The sequence below is a fragment of the Pseudomonas sp. 5Ae-yellow genome (genome assembly GCF_014077575.1).
GTDB lineage: Bacteria > Pseudomonadota > Gammaproteobacteria > Pseudomonadales > Pseudomonadaceae > Halopseudomonas > Halopseudomonas neustonica.
The window spans coordinates 127,968-143,486 of record NZ_JACGWE010000008.1 but is presented as its reverse complement, the minus strand read 5'-3'; the positions used below and the strand labels follow the sequence as shown (position 1 = coordinate 143,486).

Here is a 15,519-nt window from a genome sequence, read left to right as displayed (position 1 = left end):
CGCTTCATACACGATCTGACGCGCTACCGGGGCTGACCTTGGCAAATGTTCGGGAAATCGCCTCGCCCAAGAGCGCTGTGCTTAGGCCTCCAACATACGGAAAGTGTTTTTACACACTCTGGGCCGATAGCAGTCATTCAAACCAAAACCAATACCAGTTCCTCCAACAGTAATTGGAGTCAGATGAACATCAATTCTTCTGACTCTGTGCTGGTCGAGCTGTTTTTATTCTGCTCAGACTGATTGCCAGCTCGAAGGAAATATCGTTGGCACTCCCAGTGTGCAGAGCCAGCGTGCCCAGCGGTTGGGCACGTATAAGGCGTGCATTTAGTCGGCCAGCTTTTATTCAATTGCTAAGGCAATTACACCGCAATAGAGCTCCACCCAAACAAGGCATATAGGACAACGGGGCTACTTGGCTGACGTAACGTACTTCAATACCTCAACCACCTGCTCCGGCGTCTGCGCCCAGGCCATCGCTGCTGCGTCCACTTCCTTCAGCGGATGGATGATGTCTTCATCGTGCAGGGTAATGTAGGGCGTGCCCATGGCGGCGCAGTAGCCGGCGTCAAAGGCGGCGTTCCACTGTTTGTATTTATCGCCAAAGCGGATAACAGCTACATCGCACTGCTCCAGTAGCGTCTTGGTGCGAATGCCATTGACCTTGGCGGACTGGTGATCGCGCCAGAACGGCACCTCGGGCTTGCCCAGCACATCGCCAGCCGCATCGCTGGATTCGTGATGGGTGACAGGGGCGGTGAACTCTACCGGCAACCCGGCGGCTTCTGCACCGGCTTGAATCTGTTCGCGCCAATCAGTGTGGATCTCACCGGATAGATAAACAGTCCAGATCATGCGGCACCTCAGTTGTGTTCGGGAATTTGGGCTTAGGGTACCAGACCTCGTTGCGCTTACGGAGCCTAGAGCCGCAGCCCAGCCACTGCATCAATAGATAGACCAGCGAAAGATAAAGTGGCCTAGGACTGGTTCACAGTGGTCTAAATCGCTCGGCGTAGCTGCGGCTGACGACGAGTTTATCGGCACAGCCTTTCAAACTGAGATTCAAACAACCGCGAAAGTCCCGGCTAATGGATTGCACATAGCGGGCATTCACAATGCAGTTGCGGTGAATGCGCCAGAAGTGCTCGCCATCCAGTCGCGGCTCTAACTCCTTTAGCGGCGTGCGGATGGGGTAATGACCGTCAGCGGTGTGCAGAACGGTGTATTTGTCTTCGGAGCGCAGGTACAGCACTTCATCGGCCGCAATCAGCCGTATGCGTTCACCTACCGAGGCCTGCAACCACTGCAGCGGCGCCACCGGTGCGGGTTCAAGCATCTGGGTAACTTTTGCCATAAGCGCTACTAGATCGCCACCCATGGGGGCACCACTGGCCAGCCGCTGCTTTAGACGCTCAACAGTGACTTGCAGGCGATCTTCGCGTACCGGTTTGAGCAGATAATCCACGGCCTCGCGTTCAAAGGCGTCGACCGCGTATTGATCGTAGGCCGTCACGAACACGATCTGGCACGGCTGACGCAGCTGAGCGGCCACCTCCAGGCCGCTCAGGCCGGGCATGCGGATATCCAGAAAGGCGATTTGCGGTTGCGTCTGTTCCAGCAAGTGCAAGGCCTCCATACCATCGGTGGCATGCACGATGGCAACCAGCCCCGGCCAGGCCTGGCGCAGTTGACGATCCAGCTCGCGGACCAGTTCCGGCTCATCGTCTGCAATCAGCACCTTGACGCTCATGTGCGTGGCACCCTCAAGGTGGCGGTCACGCCACCATGGTCGTTGTCTTCCATAGTGAGGGCAGCGCGACCCTCATAGAGGGTGGCAAGGCGGGCGCGGATATTGGCCAACCCGGTCCCGGCGGAGCCGCTGTTGCTGAAGCCCATACCGTCGTCCCCTACTTGCATCTGAATAGCATCGCCGATACTCGACACCGTTATCCATACCCGGCCAGGCCCGGTTTTGGGCTCCAGGCCGTGGCGAATGGCATTTTCCACCAGGGGTTGCAGCAGCATAGGTGCCAGCGGCTGGCTGCGCAGTTCATCGGCAATCTTAATGCTGAAGGTCAGTCGCTCGCCCATGCGGAACTGCATAATGGTGAGGTAGCTGTCTAGCAATGCCAGTTCTTCGCCCAGCGTTGCCTGATCGCAGCGGCTATGAGACAGGCTTGCTCTTAGATAGTCGATCAAGTGGTCAAGCAGCTGTTTGCCGGCCAGCGGATCACGGCCGATCAAACCACGCAGAATCGCCAGCGTATTGAACAAAAAGTGCGGTTCGACTTGGGCCTGCAGCAGGCGTAACTCGGTCTCTACCTGCGCCTTTTCACCCTGCAGAAGCTTGAGGCGCTCGGCATCAAGGGCTTGCTCGCTGCGCAAGGTGCGCTCGCGATAGAAGGCAAGCATGGTAACGCCAGCGCCAAACACCAGGCCAATAAACACCGCCTGCCAGAACGCCCGTGCACCGGATGTATCGAATTCGGAAACACCGGTAACCACCAGTGCGAGCCCGGTGCCCAGCATGGAGCCCATAACCACGGCCAAGCCCAGGCCTACTGCGCGCCAGGGGCGAGCATGGATAACGCTGAGGTTCAGGGCCACCAAGGCGGTTATGGTCAATCCGATGCACTGGGAAAATACCCAGTTCACCATCAGCGAGCCGCCGTAGTCGATAGCCGTCAAAAACAGGGCGATCACCGTGTTGAACACGATAGCCATGCCCCAAAGGGCCACTGCTGGCAGCTTCAACCAGAGTGAGGGCTGATGCGCGCGCTGCGCGTCAGAATGACCTGATCGGCTCGTCATCAACTGCGCACAAAGTGGCCGTGAAAGCCCAAAGGCAGACTGTAGGGCAGCGCCGCCTGAGCGATGGGGCCATCCTGCAGGTGCGCTGCATCAAACAATGTCAGGCGGGTGATACCGGCTTTGGTGTCCAGTACGGTACCGAGCAGCCAGGCTTCGCCTTCAGGGGCATCGGTCGTTTTGGGAATCACCAGGTGCTCCTCTACTATGATGCCTTCGTCGAAACGGTAGTGTTGCTCGTTTTGTCGGTTCAGATCGATTCTCCTCAGCGCATTGAATCCCGGGTGGCTGATGTCGCCGGTGGCCTCGGCCAACACCAGGTAACGCTGCCGCTGGCCAATGGCACGCGGATCCAGTGTCGGAAACTCGCAGTTACCCGGCAACAGCGCCTGCTCGGCACGGCCGCTGTCAGGGTAGAGCGTGACCTGTGCAAGCTGCGCATGGTGTCCATCCACATAATCGCCCGTCATGACCTCACGGAAACTCTCGGTCAACACGCGGGCATCGGCGTAACGCAGGTAGTCAAACCGAATAGTACCCCCAGCTTCTTCCCAAGCGTTACCCAGATGAAACACAAAGCCGGGCGGCAGCTCATACCAGCGTTGTTTGGACCAATCATTCTTGTCCATAGTGAGTATTCGCATTGGCTGGTCCGCGTGCCACTGGTAGCTATCGAGCACGCTGTGGCCGGCCGCATAACGATCTACCTCCATCACCATGGGCGGCAACAGGAATATCAGGTGCCGCTCCGTCACGGCAAAATCGTGCACCATCGGCAAATCAGGCACCGGGATGCCTTCAGCTTTCTTTAGCGTGCCATCGGCGGCAATGTGATAGATCACCAGCATCTGGCCAGCCGCGCCGAAATTCCACAGGCTGCCATCGGGATCCTTACGCGGATGGGCAGAAAACGGCACACCCTGTAGATCGTCGCGCCAAGTCACCGGGCCGATGGTATCGAGCGTCCGCGGATCGAGTTCCCAGGCTGAGCCTGCGTCCCACAGGGACATCAAGCGCTCGCCATGCCAGGTCACGCTCACATTGGCCACGTTCATGTCGTCTGGAGCGGAGACCGCTTCCATACCCGCCAGCCGTGTACCGAAAGCGGGCGTGAGGAGCCGTCCAGCGCGCTCGTCAACACGGAATTTATGCGTTTCGATGAACCGGCCGTGATGGGCAACGCTGCCGCCGTTTAACCGAAACGCCTGAAGCATGCCGTCACCGTCGAACCAGTGCTGGTAGCGTTGCCCGCCGCGCTCAAATCGGGCCGGCATGTTGCGATAGAAGCTGCCTTGCAGCGCCGCTGGCCAGCGGCCGCTCACGCGCAACGAATCGCTGCTCAGGCTGTTCTGCTGCACGCTTTGATAACCGAGCAGCCATGGCTTTGCTGACCCACCGCCGATCATGCTGTCAGATTTCCCGGCGGCCCGGGCCAGACTCATGGGCACCAACATGGCGGCGGCGCTACCCATCAACATCTGCTGCAATAGCTCACGACGATTCATGATTAATTCCTCAGCTCAATGTTGATTACCTGGGTTTCATCGTCTGCCGACAAGTTGACTGCGGCTGCAGCAAAATCCGGCGGGCCCATAGCGCCCATGGCATTTTGGCTGAACCCGAAAGGTTCGCTGGGTAGTCCGATCAGGTTGGTGTCGAGCTTGCGGTTGGCGTTTGCATCTTGAAAAACCGTGATTGCATAAGCACCAGGCGGCAAACCGGTGAAGACCGCAGACGGAAGCTGACCAGTCTCTGTGGAAACCGCCACTTCGCGCATGTGCTGCCCTGCATAAGCCTCTGCCGAGTCATACAGCGCGAAATAAACCAGGCCATTGCCCTGCTCCGCATTGCTGATATCAATCTGAAGATCGGCACTCTGTGCGCTTAAACAGACGGCCAGCGTGCCTGCAAAGAGGGAAAATCTGAGGAGTGTGGGGTTATATCGCATCGCTAGGTGCTCCGTGTCGTGATCGATAAGCTCAATCTGACAGCTCTACCCGCGGGCAAAGACGGATTTGCGATAGAACGCCGTACGGTGCGATAAAACGCAGAGAATGGCTGACGTGCGAAAAGGAACCAGCATTCCTGCCGGAGACCATCATTAAGAGCCGATGTGCCCGGCCAGTATCCAGGCAGTACCGGGGATTAGCAGAACAGCGAACCTCTATGTGGTCATGCCAGAAATGCATTTTCCCTATGCCTCCCCGCAAACTCGACAGCAGGCAAAAAGCGTTCAGGCATGACAATTTCAGCCCTTTCAAGCCCAACTATCGCGGACAAAAAAAATGCGCCAGCGCGCGCTTTGAGCTGATCGCTAATTAACGTTAACTCCTGGTTATTGGAAGATGTAATCCGCCAAGACATGTAAAAAGGCGTGTATTTGTTCAAGGCGCGGCCCAATACTCCGGCAACGACTCTATCCTTTTGAGCCACCGCGCAGTTTTAACAGCACATTACCGTCTGAAAACCCGCTCAGGTGTTCAACACCGGGCAAATGTGGATAGGATGAACGCCTGAACCACGCCCCACCCTCCTTAATTAGCAGCGCAGGCCTCACACATGATCACCTTACATCACCTGAACCAATCACGTTCCAAGCGCATTATCTGGTTGCTGGAAGAGCTTGGCGTTGAATATCAATTGGTTGCCTATCAACGCGACAGCGTCACTCGCCGTGCGCCCGCTGCGCTTAAAGCCGTGCATCCTTTGGCCAAGTCGCCGGTGATTGAAGATGGCGATCTGGTGCTGTCGGAATCCGGCGCCATTGTTGATTACCTGGTCAGCCGCTACGGTGCAGATACGTTGGCGCCTGCAGCGCATACGCTTGAGCACGCGCGTTATATTCAATGGCTGCATTTTGCAGACGGCACGGCGGCCTATCCGCTGATTACGCTTTATCTGTTGAGCGCCGACAGCAGCCAGAAATGCTTTTTGGGTGACTTTGCACGCGAGCAGATGCTAGACGTACTGACCTACGTGAACGACGAGTTGGCTAACAAGGAGTATCTGACCGGCGCGCAATTTACCGGCGCAGACATTTTAAATTCCTTTGTGTTTGAGAAGATTAGCGAAAGCCGCGGTCTAAAACAGTTCCCCCATATTGAATCCTATTTGCAGCGCATTCTGGCGCGTCCGGCAGCGCACAAAGCCGAGGCGCTGGAACGAAAGCATGATCAAGCAGCGAGTTGAAGTGAGGCCTACGCCAAGTGCACGCCAACGCAGCATTTAGGCAGCTTCATCGATGACACTGGCCCGTGCCCGCAACAAGCTAATACGCGTATTCGTTAGCAGGAGAACGCTTGAATGAAGCACGAAGAAGGTGGTGGGCATAACGCCCGGCCTGACGATTCAGAGCATGTGGAGCAAGATCAGTCCCGCGAGCCAATGAGCGAGCGCGAAGCCAGGAAACAGCCGCAAAATCCCAGCGAAGAGTCGCTGAGCGAAGGCGAGCGCGAAGCGGTAAACGAGCATGGCAACTTGTCTGCGCTCTCGGTGTACGCCGTTATCTTGCGCGAAGGTGAAGGAGAGCTGAAGCGGCCCGTCACCTCGCTCTGGTGGTCCGGTGTGGCGGCAGGGGTTGGTATTTCGACGTCGGTGCTGACCGAGGGCGTTATCCAGGCCAAGCTCGGGCTGGATCATCCCTACCTGGACTTGCTGCAAAGCTTTGGTTACGCCTTTGGTTTTGTGTTGGTGATTCTGTGCCGCCTGCAATTGTTTACTGAAAACACCATCACCGTTGTACTGCCTATGCTGGCTGAGCCATCGCGCAATCGGTTTTACTGCACCGCTCGCCTATGGGGCGTGGTGCTCGCGGCTAATTTGGTTGGCACCTTCCTGACGGCTGCGATCAGTACCTATGGCGGCGTGATCACCCCGGATACGCTGACGGCTGTACTCGAAATATCGCGGCACGTGGCGGAGCTGGCACCCGCAGAGGCCTTTTTACGCGCTATTCCGGCGGGCTTTTTGATTGCCGCACTGGTGTGGATGCTGCCATCAGCCAAGGGCTCGGAGGTGCTGGTTATTGTCATGTTTACCTGGCTGATCGCAGTAGCGGGCTTCACCCATGTAATTGCCGGATCAAACGAGATTTTCTTCCTGGTACTCAACGACGACATGAACATACTCACCGCCCTGACCTACCATATTTTGCCGGTACTTATCGGTAACGTACTGGGTGGCACGGGCCTGTTCGCCATGCTTGCCCATGGTCAGGTGCATGAAGAGATGCGCTGACAAGACCTTGCCGAGCGGTAACCCGCGTAGACGGGTTACCGCTAGTAAGCGACTTAGCCCGGACCCCTGCCACAGGGCTTAACGAAACATCAACGATTGATGCGCCGCCACCCCGGTTCAGGCGCCCTCACCTACGGCAGTCGCGGCATTACCGTTAGCCACCGCCGCATCACCGCAGGCAAACACACCAGTAACGCTGGTCTCACGCATGGCATCCACCTTGTTTAATGCTGGTTAAGCGCCACACCCCGCCTCCACCACACACGCCATTCTGAGCGCCGCGTCCTCCGGCTGCAAGGTGCTGTGCGCGATGCCAAAGCGCTCACGCAGCGTGCTTTGCATTTGCGGCAACGTCGCCTGCCATTGGCTCATGTGATCCAGGTCTACGTGGGCGGCCAGCGCATGGCTGTTGGAAGACAGACTCCAAATGTGCAGATCATGTACGGCGTGTACGCCGTCGATCTGCGTCAGCGCTTGACTGACCTCTGTCGGGTCTATGCCTTGTGGGACGCCTTCCATCAGTACGCGGGTAACAGCGCGCAGCAAGCGGACGGCTGACACCAGAATGAGCAGGCAGACGAACAGCGAGAGAATGGGGTCCATGATCGCTGGCCCGCCAAAGTAGATAATGGCACCGGCGGCGACAGCGGCGACCGAGCCCAATAGATCACCCATCACGTGTAATAGTGCCCCGCGCACGTTCATATCCTGCTCGCCGCGCATCAGCACCCAGGCAACGATGATATTCACCAGCAAACCCAGGCCGCCCACCAGCAGCACGGTCGCACCGTTGACCTCGGGCGTGTCGAGCATGCGCAGTATGGCTTCATAGCCGATATAGACGATGACCAGAAACATGAAGATGACGTTAAAGAGTGCGCCCAATACTTCGGCGCGCTGAAATCCGAAGGAATGCTGACGTGAGGCGGGTTTGTTGGCCAGCCAGGCGGAAAAGGCGCCTACGCCGAGTGAGAGCGAGTCGGTAAACATGTGGCCAGCGTCGGACAGCAAGGCCAGCGAGTTGGCCATGAGCCCCCCAAACACTTCGACCACCGCAAAGGCGGTGGTGAAGATAAGCGCAAAAAACAGCGTCTTACCGCTGCCATGGCTGTGACTGTGTGCGCCATGGCTATGGTCATGCGCGTGGGAATGATCATGCTTGTGCTCGGTCATCTCGTTCACGCCCTGTTACGCGCCTCGTGGCGGCGCTCTGCTGAGGATTATAAAGCCAGTGGTTGATCAAACCTGGCGGCGCCTGAAAGATCACCGCGCGTTCTGCGTTCAATCAACAGGGCTATTAAAAACCCTGCAGCGGCTATAGGGTCAAGCAGAGAATGCCGCGGGCACTTTGCAGGTCAATCAGCTAAGCAGAATAAGACCCGGTGGCAAGTCCGGCGCGCTCAGCCAGGAAGATCGGCGCGGTGATGCGGGATGGGGTTATCACGCGTTTAACCGGCGCAATAGAATTGCCGCGCGGCCTCCAGCATGGAAACGCTGATTTTGTGGACTTCCTGACGGCTTTGCTCGATATGCGCGCGCAGCATGCGCAGGCATTCATCCTTGCGGCGAGCAGCCAGCATACGCAGGATATCCGCGTGCTCGACGTAGGTTTGCTCAATGCGGTGTGATTTGTAGAAATCCAGGCGACGCACGATCCGAATGCGCTCACACACCTCAAGATGAATGCGAGTCATTTCATTGTTGCCAGCCAACCGCAGCAACTCGCAATGGAACTGCTCATCCAGCTCCGCCATGACCTGCATTTCGGTCTCGCGCTGCGCCGGTTCAACCAGCCAGGTAGCGGTCAGGGGCGCAAGCAGCTCGCGCACATCCTGCGCCAAACAGAGCTTTTCAATGGCCGCCGACTCCAGGGTTATACGCACTTCGTAGAGATGGTCTATACGTGCAAAATCAATCGGTTTGACCGACCAGCCACGGCGAAAGCCGACTTCCAGATAGCCTTCGCGTTCCAACCGGTAGAGTGCGTCGCGCACTGGCGTGCGAGATACCTGGTAGCGTTCGGCTATCTGGTTCTCGCTGAAGCGATCATGCGGCAGCAGGTAAAAATCGAAGATATCCTGCTTGAGGCGATGATAAACCTGCTCTGCCAATGAAGCGGGCTGTGGTTGCGCCATATGCGCTTATCCCTGGACTGTCGACAAATCGATACTGACATGCGCCGCAACCACTTGCCAGCGCCCTTCCAGCTTCGCCCAAGTCTGCATCTGGCGGCCACCCAGAGTGGTTTCACCATCGCGGAACTGGGTGCTCACCGTGGCGTAGTCGGTGCCAAAGGTGGTCACCACCGTGTTATACAACTCACGGCCCGGCCCGACGGGCACACAGGTACGCCGATAGGCGGCGATAGTCTGCGCACCGTAGAGGTTTTCGGCTGCGCCGTAGCGCACGGTATGTTCGCTGTCCCAGAAGTAGTCATCCAGGGTTTCCATTTCGTTTACCAACAGGGCGCGTTCGTAGTCGACAAAGGCGTCTGTCACCTCTTGAACCACCTGCGGCAGGTTAATCTCGGTCATGCGTAGCTCCTAATGCGCGCTGCAACTCATGCAGCTGGGCAACACGGCCGACGATCCCGCCCTGGGCGGTAATCATTGCCAGCGTTGCCTGTTTGAATTCAGGGAAATAGCTTTCGGTCGCCTCGTCGATCAGCAGGCAGCGGTAACCACGGTCGTTGGCTTCACGCATGCTGGTCTGCACGCACACCTCGGTGGTGACACCGGCAAAGATCAGGTATTCGATGCCCTGCTCCGCCAGCCGCTCCTGCAAACCGGTGGCGTAGAACATGCCCTTGCCCGGTTTATCGATTATCCATTCACCCGGCAAGGGCGCGACCTCGGGCAGGATGTCGTTACCTGGCTCGCCGCGCACCAGAATGCGGCCCATGGGACCTTGATCACCAATACGCATGCCAGCTGGTGCGCCTTCGCGCTTGGCTGGCGGGCAATCGGATAAATCCGGTTGGTGCGATTCGCGCGTGTGTATCACCAGCAGCCCCGCCGAGCGGGCCGTTGCCAGCAGCCGCTGTACCGCCGGTATGATGGCTCTGAGCAGGGTGACGTCGTTACCCAGTGCGGCGCCAAAGCCGCCTGGCTCGACGAAGTCACGCTGCATGTCGATCACCACCAGCGCCGTGCGCTCAGGGTCAAACACAAAGGCGCTCGGTTGTGCGTCTATGGCAATCATGAGGCTACCTGCTGCTCGTTTTGCTCGGTGCCTGCCATATAGCGGCCCAGTACCTGGCGCTCGGCTTCTGCCGGTACCGTCTGGTGATTGATCTCACCATCGTGGATGACCAGGATACGATCCGACAGCTCCAGCAGTTCGTCCAGATCTTCACTGAGCAGGAGCACTGCTGCGCCGCGATTGCGCGCTTCCAGCAGGCGGCGATGGATGAGTTCTACCGAGGCGAAGTCGAGCCCGAATACCGGGTTGGAGACAATCAATACCGCCACGTCTTCGGTCAGTTCACGCGCCAGCACGGCACGCTGTACATTGCCCCCCGATAGCGTGCCGATGGGACGATCCGGATCATTGGGGCGTACATTGAAGCGCTCGATCAGATCACGCGCGCGCAGACGAATAGCCCGGCGATTGATCAACCAACCGCTGCGGCACAGCGGCGCGTGATCGTAATCACGCAGGGCCAGGTTTTCTGCCACGCTCATGCCGGCGATACAGGCATTGCGCAGGGGTTCTTCCGGCAAGCTATACACGCGCTCGCGCTGCATCTCAGTGCGGGTCGCCTGATAGGGCCTACCGTTGACGCGAATCTCGCCCGCACTGCGCCGACGCTGGCCCAGCAGTGCCTCGGTCAGCTCGCGCTGACCGTTGCCGGAGATACCGGCAATGCCGACGATCTCACCGGGCAATACACTGAGTGAAACACCCTTGACCGCCAGCGTGCCACGATCATTGGCGACCTGCAGATTGCTCACTTCCAGCCCCGGCACACGTTCGGCATCGTTGCGGGTGCGTTCCAGCACGGCTGCCTGCGTGCGGCTTTCGCCCATCATCCAGGTCGACAGCTCGGTTTCATCCGTATCAGCAACCGCCTTGCTGCCCACCAGTTGACCACGACGCAGCACGGTAACGTCGTCCGCAAAGCGAGTGACCTCGGAGAACTTGTGCGTAATCATCAGCACCGACAGATCGCCCGCGCGGGTCAGGTCACGCATCAAGCCCAGTACTTCTTCTGCTTCCTGCGGCGTGAGCACCGAGGTCGGCTCATCAAGGATGATAAAGCGGCGATCCAGGTAGAGCTGTTTGAGTATTTCCAGCTTCTGTTTTTCACCGGCCGCCAGCGCGCTGACCGCCCGATCGCCATCGATGTTGAAGGGCATGCGCTGCATAAATTCCGCTAGCCGGGCACGCTCCTGCTTCCAGTCGATACGCCAGGGCAGCTCACCGCGTGACAACACCAGGTTCTCGGCAACGCTGAGGCCGGGGGCCACGGTAAAGTGCTGATATACCATGCCGATGCCGAGCCCGTGCGCGTCCCGTGGCGAAACGATAGTCTGCTCGCGTCCGCCAATCAGGATGCTGCCCTCGTCCAGCGGGCCATAACCGACGATGCCCTTTACCAGCGTGCTCTTACCGGCGCCGTTCTCGCCGAGCAAGGCGTGTACCGTACCGGCGCGCACTTTCATCGAGACATCACCCAGGGCACGAAAGCTGCCAAAGGATTTGCCGGCGCCGATGGTTTCCAGACTAAGCGCTCGCATGATCAGCTCCGCTTCAGACAGTCGATGAGCATGGCCGAATCACCAATAGCGCCAAACACGCCGCCCTGCATCTTGACCATGCTCAGTGCTGCCAGATGGTTGTCGTGATCAGTCGCGCCGCAACAGTCTTCGAGCAGAATGCACTCAAAGCCCCGGTCGTTGGCTTCGCGCATAGTGGTATGCACGCACACGTCGGTGGTAATACCAGCGAGGATGATGTTCTCAATGCCGCGGGTACGCAGAATCAGCTCCAGATCCGTCGCACAGAAAGAGCCTTTGCCGGGCTTGTCGATGATGATTTCGCCATCGAGCGGCGCCAGTTCGGGGATAATCTCCCAGCCGGGTTCGCCCCTGACCAGGATGCGCCCGCAGGGGCCGGGATCGCCAATACCCGCGCCAATGCGCTGCGAGCGCCAGCGCTTGTTGGCTGGCAGGTCGGAGAGATCCGGGCGATGACCTTCGCGGGTATGAATAATCCAGAAACCCTGCGCGCGCAGCACCTCAAGTACTTGTTTGATCGGCTCAATCGGTGCGCGGGTCAGGGACAGGTCGTAGCCCATGGAGTCAACATAACCGCCTTCCCCGCAGAAATCGGTTTGCATGTCGATCACGATGAGCGCGGTGTTTTGCGGCGTCAGATCACCGTTGTACGGCCAAGGGTACGGGGCGGATTCGAGATAGCGTTGCGTCATCTTTACTTCTCCTGCGCCTGATATTCACGCTCCGGCGGTTCATAGCCACAGGAGCTGCCGTCGGTGTGAACTACCTCTGCCTCCCAGGGCAGACGATATTGCCCAGCCATCAGGTCCTGCATGTAGGTGTAGGGGGCGTCCTGCGCGCCGCCCTTGACCGCCACGTAGCCGCGATGGCCAAACTGATAGATGTTGTTTTCCACCCCCCAGTGAATCCGCGCCTCACGCACCAGGTCAGGCCGCAGCTCACAGCTAACGATTTCATCCGCGCGGCCGCCGCCTTCATTCATCACGGTGCCATCAAAATCAACAAACATCGCCTCGCCCATGGAGTCGAAGGTGCCGTCTGAACCACACATGCAGACACTCGCGGTCTGCATCAGATTGCAGAATGAGTTGGCCTGATTGGTTATCTTCCAGGAATGCCGAATGGGCGCGGTGTAACCGGCCGTGCGGATCATGATCTCGGCGCCCTTGTACGCGCATTCGCGCGCCATTTCCGGGAACATGCCGTCATGACAGATGATCAATGCCAGCTTGCTGCCCTTGGGTCCGTCACAGACCGGAATCCCCATGTTGCCGGGCTCCCATGGCTCGACCGGCACCCAGGGGTGCAGCTTGCGGTAATAGAGCTGAATCTCGCCCTGATCGGTAACGATAATTCCGCTGTTGTAGGGGTTGCCGTCGGGGTTGGCTTCCATAATCGAGAAGCAGCCCCAGATGGCATTTTCGATACAGGCCTGGCGCAATGCCGCGACCTCGGGACCATCGAGGGTGCACATGATGTCATCGGAGGTATCCATCGACAGCCCGTGCAGTGAATACTCCGGGAAGACGATCAGATCCATGCCGGCCACACTGCGCCGTGCCTTGCCGACCATGGCGACAACTTTCTGCGTCTGCTCCCAGAGCTCGGCACGGGTATGCGGATCAGGTAACGACAGTTGCGCAAGTCCAACTACAACGCCATTGGGCGATTTATTCAGACCACCAAGACCACTGGACATGACATTACTCCTATCGAGTCAGGCTGAGTTCGCCAGGGGCGCCACTCAGTGTTTGATTGGGACGGCAGGTGATGAACATCACCGCCAGGGTCAGCGCGTAAGGCGCTGCCGAAAACAGGTAATAGCCGCTACTGATACCGACCGATTGCAGCGCTGGCCCGATGGCGCCAGCAGCACCAAACAAGAGCGCAGCCCACAAGCAGCGCAGCGGTTGCCAACGGGCGAAGATCACCAGCGCTACGGCCATGATCCCCTGCCCGCTCGACAGGCCTTCGTTCCAGCTACCGGGGTAATAGAGCGAGAGATAAGCACCGCCGATACCGGCGAGAAACCCGCCCGCTGCGGTGGCCGCAATCCGCACCAGTACCGGGCGATAACCCAGCGCACGGGCCGACTCGGCATGGTCACCTACCAGCCGCAGCATCAGCCCCCAGCGGGTACTGCGTAGCCCCCAGCTGAGAACAAAGGCCAGCGCCACACCGATGAAGAACAGCACGTTGATGCTGAGCGCCGAACGGACCCGCTCATCGTCACTCCAGCCACCCAGATGAATAGCCACCAACGACGGCGCCTGCGGCTGAATGAAGCTTTTGCCAAGGAAAAACGCCAGGCCGGTGCCGAGCACCATCAGCGCAATACCCACGGCAATATCGTTAACTCTTGGCAAAGAACAAATCGCGCCGTGCAGCAGGCCCAGCATCAGACCAGCACCACCGGCGGCGAGTACGCCAATCCAGGCAGAGCCAGTCAGATAGGCCACGGCGTAACCCGCCATGGCGCCGCTGACCAGAATGCCCTCGAGGCCGAGGTTGATACGCCCACTCTTCTCCGTCAGGCACTCACCCAGGCTGACAAAGATGAAGGGGGTGCCGACGCGAATAGCGCCAGCCAGCAAGGCGAGAAAAAACGTCGCCAGATCCAGATCAGCCATGTTGCAACGCCCCCTGCGCCTGTATCACTCGTTCGTTCAAACGCAGGCGCCAGGCGACAATGCGCGGCGTCAACGCTTCCCAGGCCAGCAAGCTGGTAAACAAAATACCTTCAAGGATCAGCGTGGTGGCATCCGGCAGCCCCAGGCGACGCTGCAGCAAACTACCGCTGGCTTCGATGCCGCCCAACAGAATGGCACAGGCGATGATCGCCAACGGATTCTGCCGCGCAGCAAACGCCACCAGGATGCCGCTGGCACCGTAACCGGCGATGATCGCGGCGTTGGCGCTACCCTGCACCGCGGCCACTTCAAACATACCGGCCAGGCCAGCGCAGGCGCCGCCCAACACGCAGGTAAGAATCACCAGACGATCAACCGGTAGGCCCATCATTCGTGCGGTGCGTACATTGCCGCCAACCACCTGCAGCGAGAAGCCGGTTACGCTGTTGCGTACCAGTATTTGCGCCAGAACGCAGGCGATGATGCCGACCACCAGACCCCAGTGCACCTGAAACTGATCACTGATCGGACCAATCAACAAATCGTCTCCAAGTGGTACGGTCGAGGGCTTGTTCAAGCTCGCCGGGTCACGTAACGGCCCCTCGACCAGCTGGTTGAACAACGCAATCGCAATGTAGGACAGCAGCAGGCTGCCGATGGTCTCGTTGAGCCCGCGCTTCTGCCGCATCCAGCCGTTAAGGCCGATCCAGAAGCCACCCACCAGCATGGCGCTGAACGCCATGCACAGCAGCATCAGCAGCGTTGGCATACTGGGTAGCCAAAGCGGTGCCACGGCAGCTGCCAGACCGCCGAGTACCAAGGCGCCCTCCCCGCCGATGATGATCAGCCCCGCCCGCGCGGGCAACGCCACGCAAAGAGCCGTCAGCATCAGCGGAGCGGCTCGCTGCAAGGTGCTTTCCAAGGCAAAAGCCGAACCGAAAGCGCCCTGCACGACCAACTGACACGCCTCCCACGCCGGTTTACCCTGCACTGTAAGAAACAGCATAAAGAGCACAAAGGTGGTCAAGGCTGCGAGCAGCGATGGTAGGCCGGGCAAGAGTGCTACTCCCACCCGGTAAAACTGGTTACGAAAATTCATTACTGCC

At 58.8% G+C, this 15,519-nt stretch carries 16 protein-coding genes and 1 pseudogene; 2 read left to right on the top strand and 15 right to left on the bottom strand.

The features are described 5' to 3' along the window. Nucleotides 1–411: 411 nt before the first annotated feature. From H4J77_RS07665 to H4J77_RS07645, 5 genes are all read right to left on the bottom strand, one after another. Nucleotides 412–855 carry a YtoQ family protein gene (locus tag H4J77_RS07665; RefSeq protein WP_182247799.1) on the bottom strand — a complete coding sequence of 148 codons (444 nt, stop codon included), beginning with the start codon at nucleotides 853–855 and terminating at the stop codon, nucleotides 412–414. Nucleotides 856–988: 133 nt separating this feature from the next. Then, nucleotides 989–1,750 (bottom strand): LytTR family DNA-binding domain-containing protein, encoded by a 762-nt coding sequence (locus H4J77_RS07660; RefSeq protein ID WP_182247797.1) that lies wholly within the window; start codon nucleotides 1,748–1,750, stop codon nucleotides 989–991. Continuing rightward, nucleotides 1,747–2,811 carry a sensor histidine kinase gene (locus tag H4J77_RS07655; RefSeq protein WP_182247795.1) on the bottom strand — a complete coding sequence of 355 codons (1,065 nt, stop codon included), beginning with the start codon at nucleotides 2,809–2,811 and terminating at the stop codon, nucleotides 1,747–1,749. Before H4J77_RS07655 ends, H4J77_RS07660 begins: the two co-directional genes overlap by 4 nt. Continuing rightward, entirely contained in the window at nucleotides 2,811–4,313 is a 1,503-nt protein-coding gene (locus H4J77_RS07650; RefSeq protein ID WP_123891375.1) for a carotenoid oxygenase family protein, read from the bottom strand. Before H4J77_RS07650 ends, H4J77_RS07655 begins: the two co-directional genes overlap by 1 nt. Nucleotides 4,314–4,315: 2 nt before the next feature. Further along, entirely contained in the window at nucleotides 4,316–4,756 is a 441-nt protein-coding gene (locus H4J77_RS07645; protein WP_123891374.1) for a DUF2141 domain-containing protein, read from the bottom strand. 611 nt (nucleotides 4,757–5,367) lie between these two features. On the opposite strand from H4J77_RS07645, the gene H4J77_RS07640 reads away from it, so the two are divergent. Both H4J77_RS07640 and H4J77_RS07635 read left to right on the top strand, forming a co-directional pair. Next, entirely contained in the window at nucleotides 5,368–5,997 is a 630-nt protein-coding gene (locus H4J77_RS07640; RefSeq protein ID WP_123891373.1) for a glutathione S-transferase family protein, read from the top strand. Between the two features lie 114 nt (nucleotides 5,998–6,111). Further along, nucleotides 6,112–7,044, top strand: a complete 933-nt coding sequence (locus H4J77_RS07635; protein WP_218565814.1) for a formate/nitrite transporter family protein — start codon at nucleotides 6,112–6,114, stop codon at nucleotides 7,042–7,044. A gap of 117 nt (nucleotides 7,045–7,161) precedes the next feature. Here the strand turns inward: H4J77_RS07635 and H4J77_RS07630 are convergent. From H4J77_RS07630 to H4J77_RS07585, 10 genes and pseudogenes are all read right to left on the bottom strand, one after another. After that, nucleotides 7,162–7,266 (bottom strand): annotated as a pseudogene (locus tag H4J77_RS07630) (thioredoxin reductase); the annotation flags it as partial. 12 nt (nucleotides 7,267–7,278) lie between these two features. Further along, nucleotides 7,279–8,217: a cation diffusion facilitator family transporter gene (locus tag H4J77_RS07625; RefSeq protein ID WP_177412380.1), complete on the bottom strand. Its 939-nt coding sequence runs from the start codon at nucleotides 8,215–8,217 to the stop codon at nucleotides 7,279–7,281. A gap of 275 nt (nucleotides 8,218–8,492) precedes the next feature. Further along, on the bottom strand, nucleotides 8,493–9,179 hold the full coding sequence (locus H4J77_RS07620) for a GntR family transcriptional regulator (RefSeq protein WP_182247793.1): 687 nt from the start codon (nucleotides 9,177–9,179) through the stop codon (nucleotides 8,493–8,495). Between the two features lie 6 nt (nucleotides 9,180–9,185). After that, nucleotides 9,186–9,578 carry an oxalurate catabolism protein HpxZ gene (gene hpxZ, locus H4J77_RS07615; protein WP_182247791.1) on the bottom strand — a complete coding sequence of 131 codons (393 nt, stop codon included), beginning with the start codon at nucleotides 9,576–9,578 and terminating at the stop codon, nucleotides 9,186–9,188. Next, nucleotides 9,565–10,245 carry a cysteine hydrolase family protein gene (locus tag H4J77_RS07610; RefSeq protein ID WP_182247789.1) on the bottom strand — a complete coding sequence of 227 codons (681 nt, stop codon included), beginning with the start codon at nucleotides 10,243–10,245 and terminating at the stop codon, nucleotides 9,565–9,567. The genes hpxZ and H4J77_RS07610 overlap by 14 nt, the downstream gene beginning before the upstream one ends. Further along, nucleotides 10,242–11,783 (bottom strand): ABC transporter ATP-binding protein, encoded by a 1,542-nt coding sequence (locus tag H4J77_RS07605; RefSeq protein WP_182247787.1) that lies wholly within the window; start codon nucleotides 11,781–11,783, stop codon nucleotides 10,242–10,244. Before H4J77_RS07605 ends, H4J77_RS07610 begins: the two co-directional genes overlap by 4 nt. Nucleotides 11,784–11,785: 2 nt before the next feature. After that, nucleotides 11,786–12,475 (bottom strand): cysteine hydrolase family protein, encoded by a 690-nt coding sequence (locus tag H4J77_RS07600; protein ID WP_123891367.1) that lies wholly within the window; start codon nucleotides 12,473–12,475, stop codon nucleotides 11,786–11,788. Nucleotides 12,476–12,477: 2 nt separating this feature from the next. Next, entirely contained in the window at nucleotides 12,478–13,482 is a 1,005-nt protein-coding gene (locus tag H4J77_RS07595) for a formamidase (RefSeq protein ID WP_182247785.1), read from the bottom strand. Nucleotides 13,483–13,492: 10 nt separating this feature from the next. Further along, entirely contained in the window at nucleotides 13,493–14,413 is a 921-nt protein-coding gene (locus tag H4J77_RS07590) for an ABC transporter permease (protein ID WP_123891365.1), read from the bottom strand. After that, on the bottom strand, nucleotides 14,406–15,512 hold the full coding sequence (locus H4J77_RS07585) for an ABC transporter permease (RefSeq protein WP_123891364.1): 1,107 nt from the start codon (nucleotides 15,510–15,512) through the stop codon (nucleotides 14,406–14,408). The genes H4J77_RS07590 and H4J77_RS07585 overlap by 8 nt, the downstream gene beginning before the upstream one ends. Between the last annotated feature and the right edge of the window lie 7 nt (nucleotides 15,513–15,519).